General features: G+C 48.5%; 9 protein-coding genes. 5 read left to right on the forward strand and 4 right to left on the reverse strand.

Annotation, left to right across the window (positions count from 1 at the left end; all coding sequences use genetic code 11):
• The first annotated feature begins 1 nt into the window (after position 1).
• The 5 genes from FSB84_RS02455 (at position 2) to FSB84_RS02475 (ending at position 9,406) form a co-directional block, all read left to right on the forward strand.
• The gene (locus tag FSB84_RS02455) at positions 2–2,617 is read left to right on the forward strand and encodes a glycoside hydrolase family 3 C-terminal domain-containing protein (RefSeq protein WP_130543063.1); all 2,616 of its coding nucleotides are present in this window, start codon (positions 2–4) and stop codon (positions 2,615–2,617) included.
• 2 nt (positions 2,618–2,619) lie between these two features.
• Complete coding sequence (locus tag FSB84_RS02460; RefSeq protein ID WP_225979964.1) at positions 2,620–3,726, forward strand: endo-1,4-beta-xylanase; 1,107 nt, start codon at positions 2,620–2,622, stop codon at positions 3,724–3,726.
• Positions 3,727–3,745: 19 nt separating this feature from the next.
• The gene (locus FSB84_RS02465; protein ID WP_130543062.1) at positions 3,746–5,395 is read left to right on the forward strand and encodes a glycoside hydrolase family 43 protein; all 1,650 of its coding nucleotides are present in this window, start codon (positions 3,746–3,748) and stop codon (positions 5,393–5,395) included.
• A gap of 186 nt (positions 5,396–5,581) precedes the next feature.
• Positions 5,582–7,969: a TonB-dependent receptor gene (locus tag FSB84_RS02470; protein ID WP_207234303.1), complete on the forward strand. Its 2,388-nt coding sequence runs from the start codon at positions 5,582–5,584 to the stop codon at positions 7,967–7,969.
• Positions 7,970–8,134: 165 nt separating this feature from the next.
• Complete coding sequence (locus FSB84_RS02475; protein ID WP_130543061.1) at positions 8,135–9,406, forward strand: NAD(P)/FAD-dependent oxidoreductase; 1,272 nt, start codon at positions 8,135–8,137, stop codon at positions 9,404–9,406.
• 265 nt (positions 9,407–9,671) lie between these two features.
• On the opposite strand, the gene FSB84_RS02480 is transcribed toward FSB84_RS02475, so the two are convergent.
• From FSB84_RS02480 to FSB84_RS02495, 4 genes are all read right to left on the reverse strand, one after another.
• Positions 9,672–12,221, reverse strand: a complete 2,550-nt coding sequence (locus FSB84_RS02480) for a polynucleotide kinase-phosphatase (RefSeq protein WP_130543060.1) — start codon at positions 12,219–12,221, stop codon at positions 9,672–9,674.
• Between the two features lie 6 nt (positions 12,222–12,227).
• Complete coding sequence (locus FSB84_RS02485) at positions 12,228–13,610, reverse strand: 3' terminal RNA ribose 2'-O-methyltransferase Hen1 (RefSeq protein WP_130543059.1); 1,383 nt, start codon at positions 13,608–13,610, stop codon at positions 12,228–12,230.
• Between the two features lie 165 nt (positions 13,611–13,775).
• Positions 13,776–15,305 carry a RagB/SusD family nutrient uptake outer membrane protein gene (locus tag FSB84_RS02490; protein WP_130543058.1) on the reverse strand — a complete coding sequence of 510 codons (1,530 nt, stop codon included), beginning with the start codon at positions 15,303–15,305 and terminating at the stop codon, positions 13,776–13,778.
• A gap of 17 nt (positions 15,306–15,322) precedes the next feature.
• Positions 15,323–17,911, reverse strand: a complete 2,589-nt coding sequence (locus FSB84_RS02495; protein WP_158643754.1) for a SusC/RagA family TonB-linked outer membrane protein — start codon at positions 17,909–17,911, stop codon at positions 15,323–15,325.
• Positions 17,912–17,917 lie beyond the last annotated feature (6 nt).

The following is a 17,917-nucleotide window of genomic DNA, read 5'->3' on the forward strand; positions in this document are numbered from 1 at the left end:
CATGAAAAAACTGGCCGCCATATTCCTGCTGCTCAGTGCAAGTCAAATACAGGCACAGGAATATAAAACCTATCCGATGTGGGACCATAAGCTTCCCACCACCACCCGCGTGCGCGATCTCATCAGCAGGCTCACCCTGGAAGAAAAAGTTGCGCAGATGCTCAATGCTGCACCAGCCGTGGAAAAGCTCGGTATCCCCGCATACGACTGGTGGAACGAAGTTTTGCACGGCGTGGCAAGAACACCTTTCAAAGTGACTGTATTCCCACAGGCCATTGGTATGGCCGCCACCTGGGACACCAGCTCGCTTTTCACGATGGCCAAATACGCTGCAACGGAAGGACGCGCCATCAATAATATCGCCATCAAAAAGAACAGAACGCGTGAGCGCTATCTCGGACTCACCTACTGGACGCCCAATATCAACATCTTCCGCGACCCACGCTGGGGCCGGGGACAGGAGACCTATGGCGAAGATCCATTCCTCACTGCCATGCTCGGCAGCGCCTTCGTTCATGGATTACAGGGAGATGATCCAAGGTACCTGCAGGCAGCTGCCTGCGCCAAGCACTACGCAGTGCATAGCGGACCGGAACCTTCCCGCCACTCCTTCAATGCCAACGTGAGCGCCTATGATCTCTGGGACACTTACCTGCCCGCATTCAAAGAACTGATCACAAATGCCAAAGTAGCCGGCGTGATGTGCGCATACAATGCTTTCCGCGACCAGCCCTGCTGCGCCAGCGATCTGCTCATGAACGATATCCTCCGCAATCAATGGCAATTCAATGGTTATGTGACCAGCGACTGCTGGGCCATCGACGATTTTTTCAAATACCACAAAACACATAAGGACGCCACCGTATCAGCCGCAGACGCCGTACTGCATGGCACCGATGTGGAATGCGGCGTTTCAGTATACAAAACACTGGTGGATGCCGTGAAGCAAAACATCATCACAGAAAAACAACTCGATGTTTCACTGGAAAGATTGTTCACTATCCGTTACCGGCTCGGCCAGTTCGACCCTCCTTCGATGGTGCCCTACACACAAATAGATGAATCCGTTCTCGAAAGCGAAACCCATAAAGCACATTCTTTGAAAATGGCACAGCAATCGATTGTACTGCTGAAAAACCAGAACAATACGCTCCCATTGAAAAGATCAATCAAAAAGATTGCGCTCATCGGCCCCAATGCAGACAATCCCATTGCTGTGCTCGGCAACTACAATGGTATGCCTTCCGAGATCATTACAGTACTCAAAGGACTGCAACGCAAGCTGGGCAACGATGTAGAGATCATCTACGAAAAAGCCGTGAACTTCACTGACGATTCATTGCTCATATTTGAAGACCTCTCTTCCTTTTATAGTACCGATGGCAAGCCCGGTGTAAAAGCAGAATACTGGAATAATGAAAAAATGGAAGGCAGTCCGGATATGACCATCACCGAAAAAGATATCCACCATTACTGGCCTGAAGGGCAAAGTCCCGCCACTGGCATCAATACCATCCACTTCTCTGCCCGCTACACCACTGTTTATACTGCCCGCGAAACAGAAGCATTGCAGTTCGAGGCCAGCGGTGACGATGGTTATCGCATATTCATCAATGATGAATTAAAGCTCGATGCCTGGGAACGCAACCGCTGGGGTGCAAGGAAATTATCACTGGAAACCGAAAAAGGAAAGCAGTACCGCATCCGTGTTGAAATGTATCAGGGCGAAGGCAATGCAGCCATTCAGTTCAAAGCAGGTAAAACAGGAAGAACGAATATTGCAGCCCTCAAAGAAAGGATCAAAGATGCCGATGTGATCCTCTTCGCAGGTGGTATCTCTCCACAACTCGAAGGCGAAGAAATGAAAGTGGATTATCCTGGATTCAATGGCGGCGACCGCACCTCCATAATGCTCCCTGCCATTCAAACGAAATATTTGCAGGAACTGAAATCTACCGGCAAGCCGGTTGTTTTCATCATGATGACCGGCAGTGCAATTGCCATTCCCTGGGAAGATCAAAATATCCCGGGTATCATCAATGCCTGGTATGGCGGTCAGCATGCAGGCACAGCCATTGCCGATGTATTGTTCGGAGATTATAATCCCGCCGGCAGACTGCCAGTCACATTTTATGCAAGCGATAAAGACCTTCCTGATTTCAACAGCTATGAAATGAAAGGCAGGACCTACCGCTACTTCAACGGCAAACCGCTTTATCCTTTCGGCTATGGTCTCAGTTATTCCAATTTCACTTATGATGGATTCGCATTGCCCGCTACCCATGGCAAAGGCAAGGCCCTCACTGTAAAAGTGCGCGTGTCGAATATTGGAAAAATGGACGGCGAAGAAGTGGTGCAGCTCTATGTATCTCATACCGGCAAAACAGAAACTGCGCCATTACGCGCCCTCAAAGGATTCCAGCGAATCGCGCTGAAAGCAGGCGAAAGCCGGATGGTGGAATTCACACTCAGCCCGGATATGCTTTCTGTTGTGAGCAAAGATGGCAAACTGGTACAGCCAGCCGAAAAGATATGGGTCAGCATTGGAGGTGGACAGCCAGCCGTAAAGAACAAGACAACCAGTCTGGTACTCAGCAAATCACTTTCCATTCAATGATTATGAAACTCAATTTCAAAAATATCATCCGGGGTGTTGCTGCTACAGCACTGATCAGTTCGATGCTGCAATGCAGCAGCAACCGGGTCTCTTCTCCATCTTCCGTCAAAGGCCTCAAAGATTATTATCGTGATTACTTCCCCATCGGTGTTGCCGTTTCACCCGTCGCTCTGAAAACAGATGAAGGCCAGCTGGTACTGCGTGAATTCAACAGCCTCACCGCAGAGAATGCCATGAAGATGGGGCCAATCCATCCACGCAAGGACCAGTATTTCTGGGCGCATGCAGACAGTATCGCAGCATTTGCGCGTCAGCACAAACTCAAACTGAGGGGGCATACACTTTGCTGGCATAACCAAACACCGGGCTGGCTGTTCACTGACGCAAACGGACAACCCGTATCCAAAGAAGAATTGCTGCAACGATTGAAAGACCATATTACAACTGTGGTTAATCGTTATAAAGACGTTATCTATGCATGGGATGTAGTGAACGAAGTGATCAGCGACAAAAAGAATGAATATCTCCGGGATTCCCGCTGGTTGCAGATTTGCGGCGAGGATTTTATCGAAGCCGCTTTCCGGTATGCGCATGAAGCAGACCCCAAAGCATTGCTTTTCTACAACGATTACAACGAGATCGATCCGGTAAAAAGAGCAAAGATCATCCGCCTGGTACAAAGCCTCCAACAAAAAGGCGTGCCCATCCATGGTATCGGATTGCAGGCGCACTGGGCAGTGAATGAGCCATCATTTACTCAACTCGACAGCACATTGAATGAATTCTCAGCCACCGGGCTTCAACTGCAGATCACGGAACTGGATATCTCTGTCTACCGGAAAGAACATGATGCCAGGCGAAGACAATCATCCGACGCTGATACCAGCTTCTCAGCAGAGAAGGAAGCCCTGCAAATACAACGCTATAAAGAAGTGTTCCAACTATTCAGGAAATACCGCCGCCAGATCACCGGCATCACATTCTGGAATATCTCCGACCGCTATAGCTGGCTTGATAACTTCCCTGTAAGAGACCGCAAAGACCATCCACTTCTATTTGATACCCGCTTACAACGGAAAAGCGCATACGAAGCAGTGGTCAACTTTTAACCTTATCAATTTTCAGCATATGAAATTTCTGTTCACCGCATTCCTCGCCATGATCCTGGGAATTGCAGCTGCGCAGCCAATGCAATACAGGAATCCCATCCTGAGCGGCTTCTATCCCGATCCCAGCATTTGCAGGGCAGGCGATGATTACTATCTCGTCAATTCCACTTTTGTATATTTTCCCGGTCTGCCCATCTTCCATAGCAAGGACCTGGTGAACTGGAAACAGATAGGACATGCGCTGGACAGACCCGAACAACTCAAACTCGATGGAGCCGGTGTGTCAGCAGGATTGTATGCGCCTTCCATCACTTACCACAATGGCAAATTCTATCTCGTATGTACCAATGTGAGCGATATCGGCAATTTTGTGATCACAGCTGATCATCCGGCAGGCCCCTGGAGCAATCCTGTTTCACTGCCCAATATGCCCGGCATCGATCCCAGTATTTTCTTCGATGATAACGGTGATGGATACATTGTATGGAACAGCGATCCTCCGGATAATAAAGCGCTCTACGAAGGGCACAGGGCCATCCGCATGATGCGCTTCGATGAAAAGAAACTGACCGTAACTGGTGAACATAAGATACTCGTGAACGGAGGAACAGATCTCAGTAAGAAACCCATTTGGATCGAAGGGCCACACCTCTACAAAAAAGATGGCTGGTACTATCTCATGGCAGCCGAAGGAGGAACCGAATTCAATCACAGCGAAGTGATCTTCAGAAGCCGGAATGTAGACGGACCTTATGTTCCCTATGAAAGAAATCCAATCCTCACACAAAGACATTTGGATCCCAACCGCTCCAACCAGGTGACCAGCACCGGTCATGCAGATCTCGTGGAAACAAAAGATGGAAAATGGTATGCCGTTTTCCTCGGCTGTCGTCCGTATGATGATGATCATTACAATACCGGCCGCGAAACATTCATGGCGCCGGTGCAATGGAAAGATGGCTGGCCGCATATACTTGAAGGCGATCAGGCTGTGCAATTATTCTATCCTGTGCCTTTCCCACAAACTACTGTCTCCGTAAAAAACCCTTACAGCAATCCCGTTCAATTCACAGACGATTTCAATAATAAGAAACTGGACTTTCGTTATATCTTTCTAAGAACACCGCGTGAACAATGGTACAGTCTCACTGAAAAACCCGGCGAGCTGATGATGAACCTGCGCCCTGAAACTGTCAGCGGAAAAGCACAACCTGCTTTCATCGGCTTCCGGCAACAGTCTGCGAACTGTCTGGCAAGCACCCGCCTTAAATTCACGGCCAAAAGTCCCAATGAAAAAGCCGGGATCGTGCTTTTCCAGAATGAGACGCATCATTATTTCCTCTGCATTTCTGTGGATGCCGGTAAACCGGTGGTGCAATTGTTCAAATCCTCTGCAGACAGTTTAGTAATGCTGGAGCAGGGGCCAATCCCCGGCGGCGCTGCTGAATTGAGCGTGAAAGTGAATGGTCCAACCATCAGCTTCAGGTACAAGAATGGGAAAGACTGGAAGGAATTAAACACCATCGCTGACGCCAGATTTCTCAGCACACATACTGCGGGCGGTTTTGTGGGCGCCATTATCGGTTTATATGGCAGTTCCATGGGCCAGAAAACGAGCTCCAAAGTGTATTTCCAGCAAGTCAGCTATTCTGATCTAAGCAAGCAGTAGTCAGCATTTCCGCTTTTCGTAAACCCATTTCCCGGATTCGATAAGAGCCCGGGTCCCCGGCATTTAATTTTGCGCCGTCAAACGGCTGCAACCTCTTCTCTATTGCATACATCCTGCAGCCTTCACTGACAACCAACCCGTCCCGGAATTAAAATAAATAAAACAATGATGAAAAAATCAGTTCTCATGATGACGCTGATCTTCATCTGCTCCCTGATCACATTTGCAGCAGATGAAACAGGAATCATCAGAGGAAAAGTAACCACTTCAGACGGCAACCCTGCAGAAGCCGTTACGGTCACTTTCAAAGGAACCAAAAGATCAGCAGTAACAGACGAGTATGGCAATTTTGTAGTGCGTAACCTCGAACCAGGGAACTACACAATCGAGATCTCTTTCGTAGGTCATGAAACCTATCAGAAAGAAGTGACGGTAAAAGAAAAAGAAACCATCAATATCACCATCGAACTGCAGGTATCTTCCAAAGACCTGCAGGAAGTAATTGTGAGCGGCAACAAGATGACGCGCACCAGCAGTGATTATGTATCAAAGATCAACCTTAAGAATACAGAGAACTCCCAGGTGTACACAACCATCACCGGCACATTGATGAAGCAACAGATGGCATTTTCTGTGGACGATGTGATCCACAATTCTCCTGGTGTACAAACCATGTGGCAGGCCACCGGCCGTGGTGGCGATGGCGGCGCTTATTACAATATGCGCGGCTTCATCGTTCAAAGCCAGCTGAGGAATGGTATTTCCGGAAATATCACCAGCCGCGCCGATGCCGTGAACGTAGAACGTATCGAAGTGGTGAAAGGCCCATCCGCTACGCTCTTCGGCAGCACACTTTCTTCCTACGGTGGTTTGATCAACCGTGTTACCAAGAAAGCATACGACCATTTCGGTGGCGAAATTTCCTACGCAATGGGAAGCTATGGTTTCAACCGCGCTACTGTTGATATCAACACACCGCTGGACAAAGACAAAAAAGTTTTGCTCCGCACCAACGCGGCCTATTATTCTGAAGGAGCATGGAGGGATTACGGGTTCAACAAAGGTTTTGTATTTGCTCCAACGCTTACCTACAAAGCCTCTGATCGTCTTTCTTTCAACTTCGATGCAGAGATTTACAACTCCAGCAATGCATCAGAACCTTTTGTATTTTTCTATTCCCCCACAGACCAGCTGGGAGCACATAACCCCAAAGAACTCGGCATAGACTATAAAAGGTCATATTCTTCCAATGATATTTTCCAGAAATCGAAAGTGGCTAATTTCTTTGGCCAGGCATCTTACAAAATATCAGACAAATGGACTTCACAAACCAATGTGAGTACTTCTTACAGTAACTCTGATGGTCCTTTTGCTTATTTCTACCTGGTGCCTAATACAGACCGTCCTGGTGCTGACTCCATGGTACGTGCCGTACAGTCTACAGCCAACAGTGACATGAATGTGTACGAAGTGCAGCAGAATTTTATCGGTGATTTCAAAACCGGCAAACTCAGGCATCGCGTATTGGCCGGATTGGATTATCTCCACCAGAACTCCGATCAGATGTTCTATGGCGCCGATTTCGATATGATACCCAAGAACGGAGTGATCCCTACTTACGGTAATTTCAACAAGGATAACCTGAACAAAGTATTGCAGGATGGTTCCACCGTTTGGTATTATCCTGTAAGATTCCAGGCTTCCACTTACAGCGCATACGTAGGCGATGTAGTGAACATCACAGATTACGTGATCGCATCTGCAGCTGTTCGTGTAGACAGATATGATTACAGAGGCAATTTCGATCCAACAAAAGGCGGTTATGAGGGTGGCTATGCACAAACATTCTTCTCTCCCCGTTTCGGACTGGTGATCCAACCCATTCCTGATGTAGTATCCATCTTCGGTAACTACCAGAATGGTTTCACCAATAAGCCCGGTGGTCCATATGTTGAAGAAGGAGAGCCCAGGAAGAGTTTCGATCCTGAGGAAGCAACGCAATTGGAAGGCGGAGTAAAAGTGAACCTGCTCGGAGGCAAACTCACCAGCACCGTGAGCTATTACAATATCAAAGTAAAAAATGTATTGCGTGCTGATCCTATCCACCCCAACTTCTCGATCCAGAATGGAACCCAGAGAAGCCAGGGTTTCGAAGCGGAAGTAATTGCAAACCCCGTGAAAGGTCTGAACCTCGTACTCGGTTATGCTTATAACGATTCTAAATTCCTGGAATCTGATGAAGGCGTGAAAGGCCGTCGTCCGGACGTTGCAGGGTCTCCCCACACATTCAATAGCTGGGTGAATTATACTTTCTCCGGAAAACTCAAAGGCTTTGGCATCGGTGGCGGTGTTAGATATCAGAGCGATAATATGATCGTGAACAGTGTGGAGAACGGCGTATTCACGCTTCCTGAATTCACACTGGTAGACGCAACTATCTATTATGATCAGGCTAAATGGAGATTCGGCCTGAAATGTAATAACCTTACCAACCAGGAGTATTATATCGGTTACACTACCCTCAATCCTCAGCAACTGAGGACCATCATGGGAAGCGTTACCTTCAAGTTCTAATCCTTTTCATTTGTTATATAAAAGAGCCCGGGAATACCCGGGCTCTTTGCTTTCAATATTTATTGGTAAATTTATGCCTGCCGGACAAGCCCCGCCGGCTAATAGCACTCCCCTTACCTCCCTGGCATAGTTTTATTTTTGAACACGTATATAAATCTTAATGACATGGCACAGGACATTCAGAAAGTTGTAGTTGTAGGAGGAGGATTTGCAGGGATCAATTTTGTAAAAAGGCTCGCCAATGACGACCGGTTCCAGGTAACGCTGGTAGACAAGAACAATTATCATTTCTTCCCGCCCCTCTTGTACCAGGTGGCTTCTTCTTTCATCGAGCCTTCCAATATCAGTTATCCTTTCCGCCGGATGTTCCAGAAAATGAGGAATTGCCGTTTTCATATGGGCAGTTTCCTGAAAGTGAATCCGGAGCAAAACACGATCGAAACCGATACAGGAATTCTCTCATACGATATACTCGTTCTATCCGTAGGTGCTGAATCGAATTATTTCGGCATGACTAACGTGCAGCAACATGCGCTGCCGATGAAGAATATCGATGATGCGCTCGTTCTCCGCAACCAGCTCCTGCTGAATATGGAAGAAGCTGTCCGTTCTGCCGATCCGGATGAAAAGGCAAGATTATTGAATATCGTTATTTCCGGCGGAGGTCCTACCGGTGTGGAAGTGGCCGGTATGCTGGCCGAGATGGGCCGCTATATCCAGGCCAAGGAATATCCTGAGATCCGCGACCTCACATCGCATATCTATCTTATTGATGCCGGCCCCACTTTACTCGGCCCCATGAGCCCGAAGGCGCAGAAAGAAGCCACTGCACAACTCGAACGCCTGGGCGTTCATATCATTCTCAATAAAGCCGTGAAAGATTATGTAGATGGGAAAGTGATCCTGGCCGATGGCACGGCTATCGAAACTCATGCACTGATCTGGACCTCCGGCGTAACCGGCCGCACTTTACCCGGTATTCCCGCGGAATCGATCGGCCGCGGCAAGCGTCTGCTCGTAGACGCCAACAACAAAGTACTGAACACAACCAATATCTATGCCCTTGGCGATATCTGTTTCCAAATCTCCGATCCAGCCTTTCCTAACGGTCATCCTCAGCTGGCGCAGGTTGCCATCCAGCAGGGAACATTACTCGGAAAGAATCTCAAACGCGCGGCAGACGGACAAAAAATGCTCTCCTTCTTCTACAACGACAAAGGCTCCATGGCCATCATCTCCAAATACAAGGCCGTTGCCGACCTTCCCAAAACATTCCTGAAGGGATTCATTGCCTGGTTCATCTGGCTTTTCGTTCACATCATCCCGTTAGTAGGCTTCCGCAATAAGGTATGGCTGGCCTTCTCCTGGATGTGGGCCTTCTTTACCAACAATCCAACGCTAAGACTAATCATCAGACCCAAAAAAGACAAAGCCTAAATAACCTACTGCAAGCACAACCCACCCCACCCATCATAACCACTCACGCAGAAAGCAAACCAGTGGATCCCACATTAAGATTGCTACACCTCCCCGCTGCCCATCTGTTTTGGGTATATGCGAACAGGGCCTCCGAAACATAAGCGAAGAAGCCCGGCTCAGTTCCACAGCCCAACCAAACCAACCAACAGCCCAAAAACATCCACCCGCGTTGGTTTGTTTCGCAGCCCGGTTCGCATACACCCAAAACAGCAAGCACAAAAAACTACAATCGGGGATCCACAGGTTCGCTTTCCAGCGCCAACACACCAAATACGCATTGGTGTACAGCTCGCAGCGGCATATGTTGGCAGAATCTTTCCAGTCCTTCCAAGCCCAGCGCAAACTCACGCAGCGCCAGTGAGCGTTTACCATTAAGTCCACGATTCTTTAATCTGTTCATATTCTCCGGCAAAGTATATTCAGCTCCATAGATGATGCGGAGATATTCACGTCCACGCACTTTGATAGCAGGTTGGATCAGTCCTTTTGCATTGGTCTCAATAAAGTTCCAGGGTTTCACTACCATTCCTTCTCCACCACTGGCATTAAGCTGCAGCCACCAGTCAGTTGCCTGTTGAATACTGTTCTCAGCTTGCAAATCGGTCACTTTGTATTCAGTTGCGAGCAGGATGCCCGGATCCTGTGCGCAGATAGTGGCGATGGTATCCATATGCCAGCCATGATCCTTATCAAAATAGGTCTGGCCTTCTGCTGCGAGAATATGGAATGGTGCAATTTTGTAATCTTCCAGTTGTTCAACCGGCCAGCAATATTGACGGTAAGCAGTGATAAAATTCTGTACGCTTGCCTGTTTTTCCTTATAGCGGCTTAGCAGTGCTTGTACATCTACGTGTGTACCTGCCTGTTGCAGTACCTGCATGGCAGCCTGCAGGGAACCCGTGGCCACAGCACCGACTGCTCCATATTGATTTTGCAATAGAGTTTGCGCTTTGCTGCTCCAGGGCATGAGCTCGGTATCCAGACAAACCCAATCTGTTTTGAATTGATCATAGAATCCCGCTGATTCAAGTGCTGTATTCAGTCTCTGCAATAAAGCCTGCTCAGTGACAGTATCAGTGAAGAACGCCCGTCCGGTTCTCGTATATATCACACCGGTAGCGTCCCCTGTAATACCAAAAGCTTTCTGAATGGCTTTCGCATTTCTTCCCACGATCACCACAGCCCTTGATCCCATATGTTTCTTTTCACAGACCAGTTTCTGAATTCCTGCTTTTCTGAAATAATCGAATGCCTCGGTGGGGTATTCGAGATAATCAGGCAGGCTGCTGGTTTCAGATGGACTCATTGTAGGGGGAAGATAGATAAGCCAGCGTGGATCTACAGCAAACCGGCTCATCACTTCAAGCGCCGTAATGGACTGCTCTTCACGAATAGTAATATTATGTCCGAGCCTGGTAGGAACGATCTGCTTTCCTGTGAAATCCGATATATCCAGCACATCATCCTGTTGTTGCTGCAGTGTAAGTGTAACCGGCGCCGGCGCGAGCGGACGCACGGGCTCGCTGTACACTTTTGCTGCCGGAACAGAAACCAATTCCTTTTCAGGATAGCGAAGGGCGGTCAACCTGCCGCCGAACACGCAACCTGTATCGATATCGATCGTATTGTTAAGCCATTGCGGTTCAGGCACGGGCGTATGACCATAAACTACCATCGCTTTGCCTTTGTATTCAGCAGCCCAGTTGTAACGGATGGGCAAACCGAATTCATCTGTCTCTCCGGTTGTTTCTCCATACAACGCAAACTCACGAACAGCGCCGGATCCGCGGCCCTGCATGGATTCTTTCATGCCCGCATGCGCTACTACCAGCTTGCCATCATCAAAAACATAATGGCTGATCAGTCCATCCACAAATTGCACGATCTCTTTCCGGAACTCATCGGACTCACCTGCCAGTTGCGCAACAGTAACTTCCAGTCCATGACGGACATGCACCTGCTTACCGGTGAGCCATCGTTTCAGTTTATCATCGTGGTTACCGGGCACGCACCAGGCAAGACCTGTTTTCACCATCGGCATGATCAGTTTCAGCACGCCGGGAGAATCTGGACCGCGATCCACCAGATCGCCGAGAAAGATTGGTTTTCTTCCTTCCGGATGAACCCAGTTATCATTTTCTTTTTGGTAGCCGAGTTTTTGCAACAGCAAAACCAGTTCATCAACACAGCCATGTATATCGCCGATGATATCAAATGGGCCGTGTACTGTTTTCTTATCGTTGTACAAAGGATCGCGGATGATGCCTTTGATATTGTCTGTGTCTTCCACGCTCAGTTCAAATATCTGTCGAAAGCCTTCTCCTTTCAGATAGCGTAAGCTTCTGCGAAGTTGCGAGATCTGATGCGGGATCACGTGCGGGCCAAGATCGCGATCCGGACGGACCTTGCTTCGTTGTGAGCAGATCTTTTCAGGCGTGTTCACTACGATGGCTACAGGCAGTACATGGTATTCACGCGCCAGTTTGATCCAGTCCTTTCTGGCGCTTTCCTGCACGTTGGTGGCATCTACTACTGTGAGTAAGCCATTCTTCAATCTCTTAGCAACGATATAGCGGGCCAGGTCAAATGCATCATTGGATGCAGACAGGCTGTTCTCATCATCGCTCACAATACCACGGCATTGATCGGAGCTGACGATCTCCGTTGGTTTGAAATGCTTCCGGGCGAAAGTTGATTTGCCGGAGCTGGAAGCCCCGATCAAAACTACCAGGGAAAGCCCTGGAATATGTATGTATTCTGCGTTGGATCGCATGAGGGATTATTTGTTCTTTGAGAAAATAGCCATTTGCGTAAGTGCGCCTGCTTCAGGCTGTTCTTCACCCACGGCTTTGAAGCTGACATGGTACCCGTGTTCGGCAGCTACGCGGTTGCCCCAGTCGGAAAATTCCTGGCGTGTCCATTCGAAACGATGATCTGTATGCCGCATCGCATTTTCAGGCATGGATTCGAAAAGTACATTGTATTCCTTGTTGGGCGTTGTGATGATCACATATATCGGCTTTGTATAGCCGAAAATCACTTTTTCCATGGCAGCCAGCCTGGGTTCATCCAGGTGTTCGATCACTTCCACCAGTGCGGCGGCTTCGTATCCTTCCAGCCGTTGATCCCGGTACATGAGAGATCCCTGGATCAGGCCGAGCCTTGCACGCTGCCTGTCTGGCATCCTTTCAGTTTTCAGCCTGTCATTGGCAATACTGAGCGATCGATGACTCACATCCATACCCAATATTTTTTTGAACTGCTTTTGTTCAATCAGGAGTTTGAGCAGTTTACCTTCTCCGCAACCGAGGTCCGCTACAGAATGTGCGCCGGTGAGCAGCAGCTCATCGCAAACCGCCTGCAGGCGCTGATCGTGCACGCGCAATTTAGGGGTATGCTCCGCTCCTTCAGTTGCATCTTCCTGTTCCTCGTCCTCCTCTTTCAATAACATGCTGAGGGCTTCATTGGTAAGACTGCTTTTATATTTGAGGTAACGTTTGGTGATCAGTTCGCGGGCGGGATGCGAAGGCAGCCAGTCCTTCCCTTTCTCCATCAGTTTTTCCACTTCATGCTGCCCTACGAAATAATGCTTCTCGTTATCACAAACTGGAATGAGCAGGTAAAGATGCGACAGCAATTGCTGAATAGTGATAGTATTTGTCAACTGAACTGAGTAGAACCGGCTAAGCCCCCATTCCGGGAATTTCGGATCAATAGGGTAACGGGAAGCAATAACTGTATAGCCCAGAGGTACAAACAAAGACCGCAGCAATTCCTCTCCTCCTGAAACGGGCAGACCGCTCAGCTGCACTTCCAGCGGGAACGGGATATCCACCAGTTCCGGCTTCAGCTGGCAACGGCCGCCCATGGCTGTACCAAAGGATTTGGCGATGGCGGCGCTCATGAGCGAACTGGCCACATAGGGGCGGTCGTTCACATATTGTTGCAATGCGAAATCGTTCTCGTTCTTTTTGCGGACGAGTCCCACGGGATCGATGTCCAGCAACAATGCGATGGTACATTTTTCGTCTGTGGATTCGGGATAGAATAAATGCGCGATGCCGGCAGAGATCTCTACCTGCTGCACTTTACCGGGATGTTTGTGCAAGAGAAAGCTCAGGTCGGATGCAGGTCTTCGTGTAGTGCTGATAGTAAGTAACATAAATAATTCCTGGTTGCCGGGAAAAAAGGGCCCTTTTCAAAAATAACTAAAAATCCTTATGAGTGGCAACCGGGAAAGGATAGATGCAGATGGCAATACTGTTCCATAAAAAAGCCCCGGAAAAATCCGGGGCTGTACTTAAAAGAACTACATGAAAGAAGAATATTAGTAGCCGGGATTGGGCTTCAGCAGCGGGTTCCTTTGAATTTCCCTGGCAGGGATCGGAAGCAATAAATGATCGGGATTCCAGGGCTGTTTGTTGGGCATTGCACCTAAAACTGCGTTGGCCTTTCCAAACCTTCTGAGATCAAACCATCTTTGTCCGTCTTCGGTGAAGAGTTCTGTTTGACGTTCATGCAAAACCGCTTCCAGCAGTTCTTCTTTGCTGGCTGCTGTTGTATTGCCTAGTCCGGCGCGGTTCCTGATCTTGTCGATATCCGCTGCAGCGCCGGTAAGATCTGCACCTTGCTGTGCCCTTGCTTCCGCCCTGATGAGATATTGCTCAGCCAGCCTGAGTACCATATGCGCCTGTGCAGGGACCGGTGCATTGTTTGCCGTTGGCAGTCCTTCATACTTAACCGGATAAAAATATTTCTTGCCATGATAACCTTCCATATCGGGAGAAACAAACCCATCTACCCAAACAGCTCTCCTGTCATCATCCGTTTCAAATGCCGCCAATTGTTCCAGCGATAAAAAATAAGAAGGAATGATCTGCGGTGCAACAGCCGGGAAAAAGGAAGGGTCAAGGAACAATGCCTGATAATCCGGCGGCAACATTGAATAACGGAAGAAAGGAGCCAGTCTGGAACCCTCAACAGTAATATCGTGCGTATTGCCGGGCACATGCTCCAGTTGAAAAATGGCTTCAGGGCTATTGGGTTTGAACACATTTGCCAAAGGAATAATATCGTAAAGACTGGTCTTATCAATCACTGCTGTAGCCTGCGCTTCAGCTTCCGCCCATTTTTGCTGATAGAGATACACTCGCGCCAGCAAAGCGGCTGCAGCCCATTTGTTGGGGCGGCTCCTCTGCTGTGCTGAGAATTTGTAATCATCCGGAAGATTGGCAAATGCATCTTTCAGATCTGCCTCTATCTGCCTGTACAGGTCTGCAACCGGGGTTCTGGGAACCAGTGCAGTTTTCCTGATATCAGTTGTTGTCATCAGCGGCACATCGCCATGCAGGTTGAGCAGCATAAAATGACAGTAAGCCCTCACAAATTTCGACTCTGCATTCAGTTGAACACGTGTTGTATCGGAAAGCAATGGCGAAGTGGAGGTAGTCACCCCTTCAATAATGGAATTGGCTGAATAGATCACCCGGTATGGCACATCCCAGAAAAGCGGTTGTGCCAGTGCGTTATCATTTCGTAATTGATTGGAGTAATACTGATAGTCATCCGGGTTGTTAACCCCTGCCAGCGACTCTACTTCATCAGCCATCATGCCGGCATAAATGCTAAGGCCGCCATTACTGAAATTAGGGCTTCCGTCTGTACCTGTCATCATCATGGAATACATACCCGCAAGGGCTGAGTAGGCATTCTGGTTATTGTTGAAGACTTTCTCTGTAGCGATCGTTTCGCGCGGCGGATCGATCTCCACCAGTTTCTTACACCCTGTTAAAGCCAGGGCAGTCAGCAGGAAAACTGCAGATCCGGCTTTTGTGTTTAATAGATTGGAGAAATTCATTTCAGCAGTTTTGGAGTTTAGAATGAACAGTTGAGTGTGAGTGCGATGGTTCTGCTGGGAGGCAATGAGCCACCGCCCCAGGACAATTCCGGATCGATGCCTTTGAAATTGGTCAGCAGAAAAAGGTTATTGGCATCCAGGCTGATGGTCATGGACGACAATCCTGCCAGCTTCAGCGTTTTCGGTGGTATGCTGTAAGCGATGGAGGCAGAGCTGAGGCGGATAAAATTCGTTTTCTCGAATTTACCATCGGAGTTCTGAAGATCTCCCTGATTGCTGGGAAGCGTACTGACAGTTGGTTTGGCCACATTGGTGATCTGCCCGGGCGTTGTCCAGCGATGATCGAATTCATACTGGCTGATATTCTGCATCAACCCGATCCTGCCGTTCAGGAAAGTGGAAGCCCAGTAACGTTTACAGCTGAACAAAAGATCGAGGGTCACCTGCTTGTACCGAAGCGTGCTTCTTACGCTTCCCTGGAAATCGGGAATGGGGTTCACAGTATAATACCTGTCGTCATCACCGGTACCTGGCGCTACACTGCTATTGGTTTTCACTTCTCCATCCTTATTGATGTCCACAAACTCGAATCTGCCGGTCTGCGGGTTCACACCAATAAACTTGTACACGTACTGATCGTTGATGGAAGCGCCTATTTTGTATTCTGTAAAGTAGGGGCTCAATTCCAGATTTGGATAGCTCTTGAGTTTATTTTTGGAATTACTGGTCTGGAAATTCAACTGCCATCTCCAGTCTTTCCTTTGAATAGCGGTAGCATTCAGTGTGAGTGCCCATCCGGTATTCAGTACATTGGCGGGAGAGTTGGCTGTTACATAATCGAAACCAGTAAATGATCCTGTAGGGAACTGGACCAGTTGATTATCTGTATTATTCTTCCACCAGTTGGCTGTTACTGAGATCCTGTTCCAGAAATCAAGCAATAAGTTCACAGACAGTTGCTTGCTGCTGGCCCAGTGAAAATCCTGGTTGGCCTGGAGTTGCGGCACCAGCGGGTTCAAGCCATTGTAATTGGTGAGTGGCGTGTAATTGGATTCACTGTTCCACTGTGACAGGTACCTGTAATCTCCTACACCATCAGTTCCTACGATACCGTAGTTAAAGGAGGGTTTGATGAGCGTAATGAATTCAGGTATTGCTTTGCGTGCCCACTCTTCTTCCGTGATGATCCAGGCGGCGCCGAATGCGCCAAAGTTGCCGAACTGTTTACCGGGCCCGAAGCGGCTGCTGCCATCTCTTCTTGCACTGATATCGAAGAACAGTTTATGGGCATAATCGTAATTCACCATTGCGTACACACCTGCATATTTGTATTGCCCGTATCGTTCGCTGGTGGTGGTTTTGGGGGCATTGGACAATGATCCGATCAGGTCGTCTGAAATGTAATCACTGCCATTGATGGAAAGGCTTTGCGTGATATTGCTCTGATAGGTACCGCCGATCCTTGCACTGATGGCTCCGTTGCCCACAGGCTTGTTGATGGTAATGCCAGGATCCACCGTAAAGTTGCTGACCCTGGTGTTACCGGTATAATTGTTCCCTTTCTGATCAGTAGTGGAAAATGGATTTTTGGAAGCAATGGGAACAAGGGAAACAGAGTTGTTATTTGACTGTGTGTATTTGAAACTGGTAACCAGGCTCACTCCTGTGAATAACAGGTAGCCCAGATCAAGGCTTGATTGCAATTGATTGTTCTTTCCTTCATTCGATTTTTTCAGATTAGCAAAAGGGAAATTCACTTTTGCTATTTCATAGGCAGCATAGTTGAGATTACCGCTGCTGTCCATTGCATCCGGTGCATTGGGAGGCAGTGTGTAGCTGGCACTCAGCAGTACAGCGTCGGTTTTGGAATGCACAAACATAGCGGTAAGCTGGCTGGTGAATTTCTTGTTGGCGCTTTTGTGATCGAGTGCAAACGAGAAAGTGGCAGACTGGTTGGTTCCGCTGACAGCCTTGATATCGGTGGTCTTTGAATAGCCGCCGCTCAACCTGAAATTGGTCATCTCGTTGCCACCCGAAAGGCTTGCATTGTAGCGGGTATAACGACCGGTATTGCCATAAAGATATTTCTGCCAGTTAACGTTGCGGGTAGTGTCCCACAACAGCAGGTCCGGCGCATAGTTGGGATCACCTGGAATTTTGGAAGGAGTTTTGCCGTCATTGGCAAAAGCTTCTCTTCTCAACTGAAGGTAATCTTTGATGTTCAGCATATCATAGTACTTCGTTACATAAGTAAGCCCCTGTGAAACTCCAAAAGTCACTCGGGTGCCACCGCCCTTGCCTCTCCTTGTGGTGATGAGGATCACACCGTTGGCGCCACGGCTTCCGTAAACCGCCGTTGCTCCTGCGTCCTGCAATACATCGATCGACTCAATGTCTGCAGGGTTCAATCCGAAAAGAATGCTCAATCCTCCAAGTCCGTACACATCCGATTGATTGAGGCCCGATGAGATCATGGTCGGTTCCATATATTCCACTTTCCTGTTGTTGAGGTCCATGATGGTTTGAGGAATACCATCGATTACGTACAGAGGATCGGAGGGGAAGTTCGGGTTGATACTGTTCCGCCCTCTGATCTCCACCTTCACCGGAGC

It is taken from the genome of Pseudobacter ginsenosidimutans, assembly GCF_007970185.1.
GTDB classification, from domain to species: Bacteria; Bacteroidota; Bacteroidia; order Chitinophagales; family Chitinophagaceae; genus Pseudobacter; species Pseudobacter ginsenosidimutans.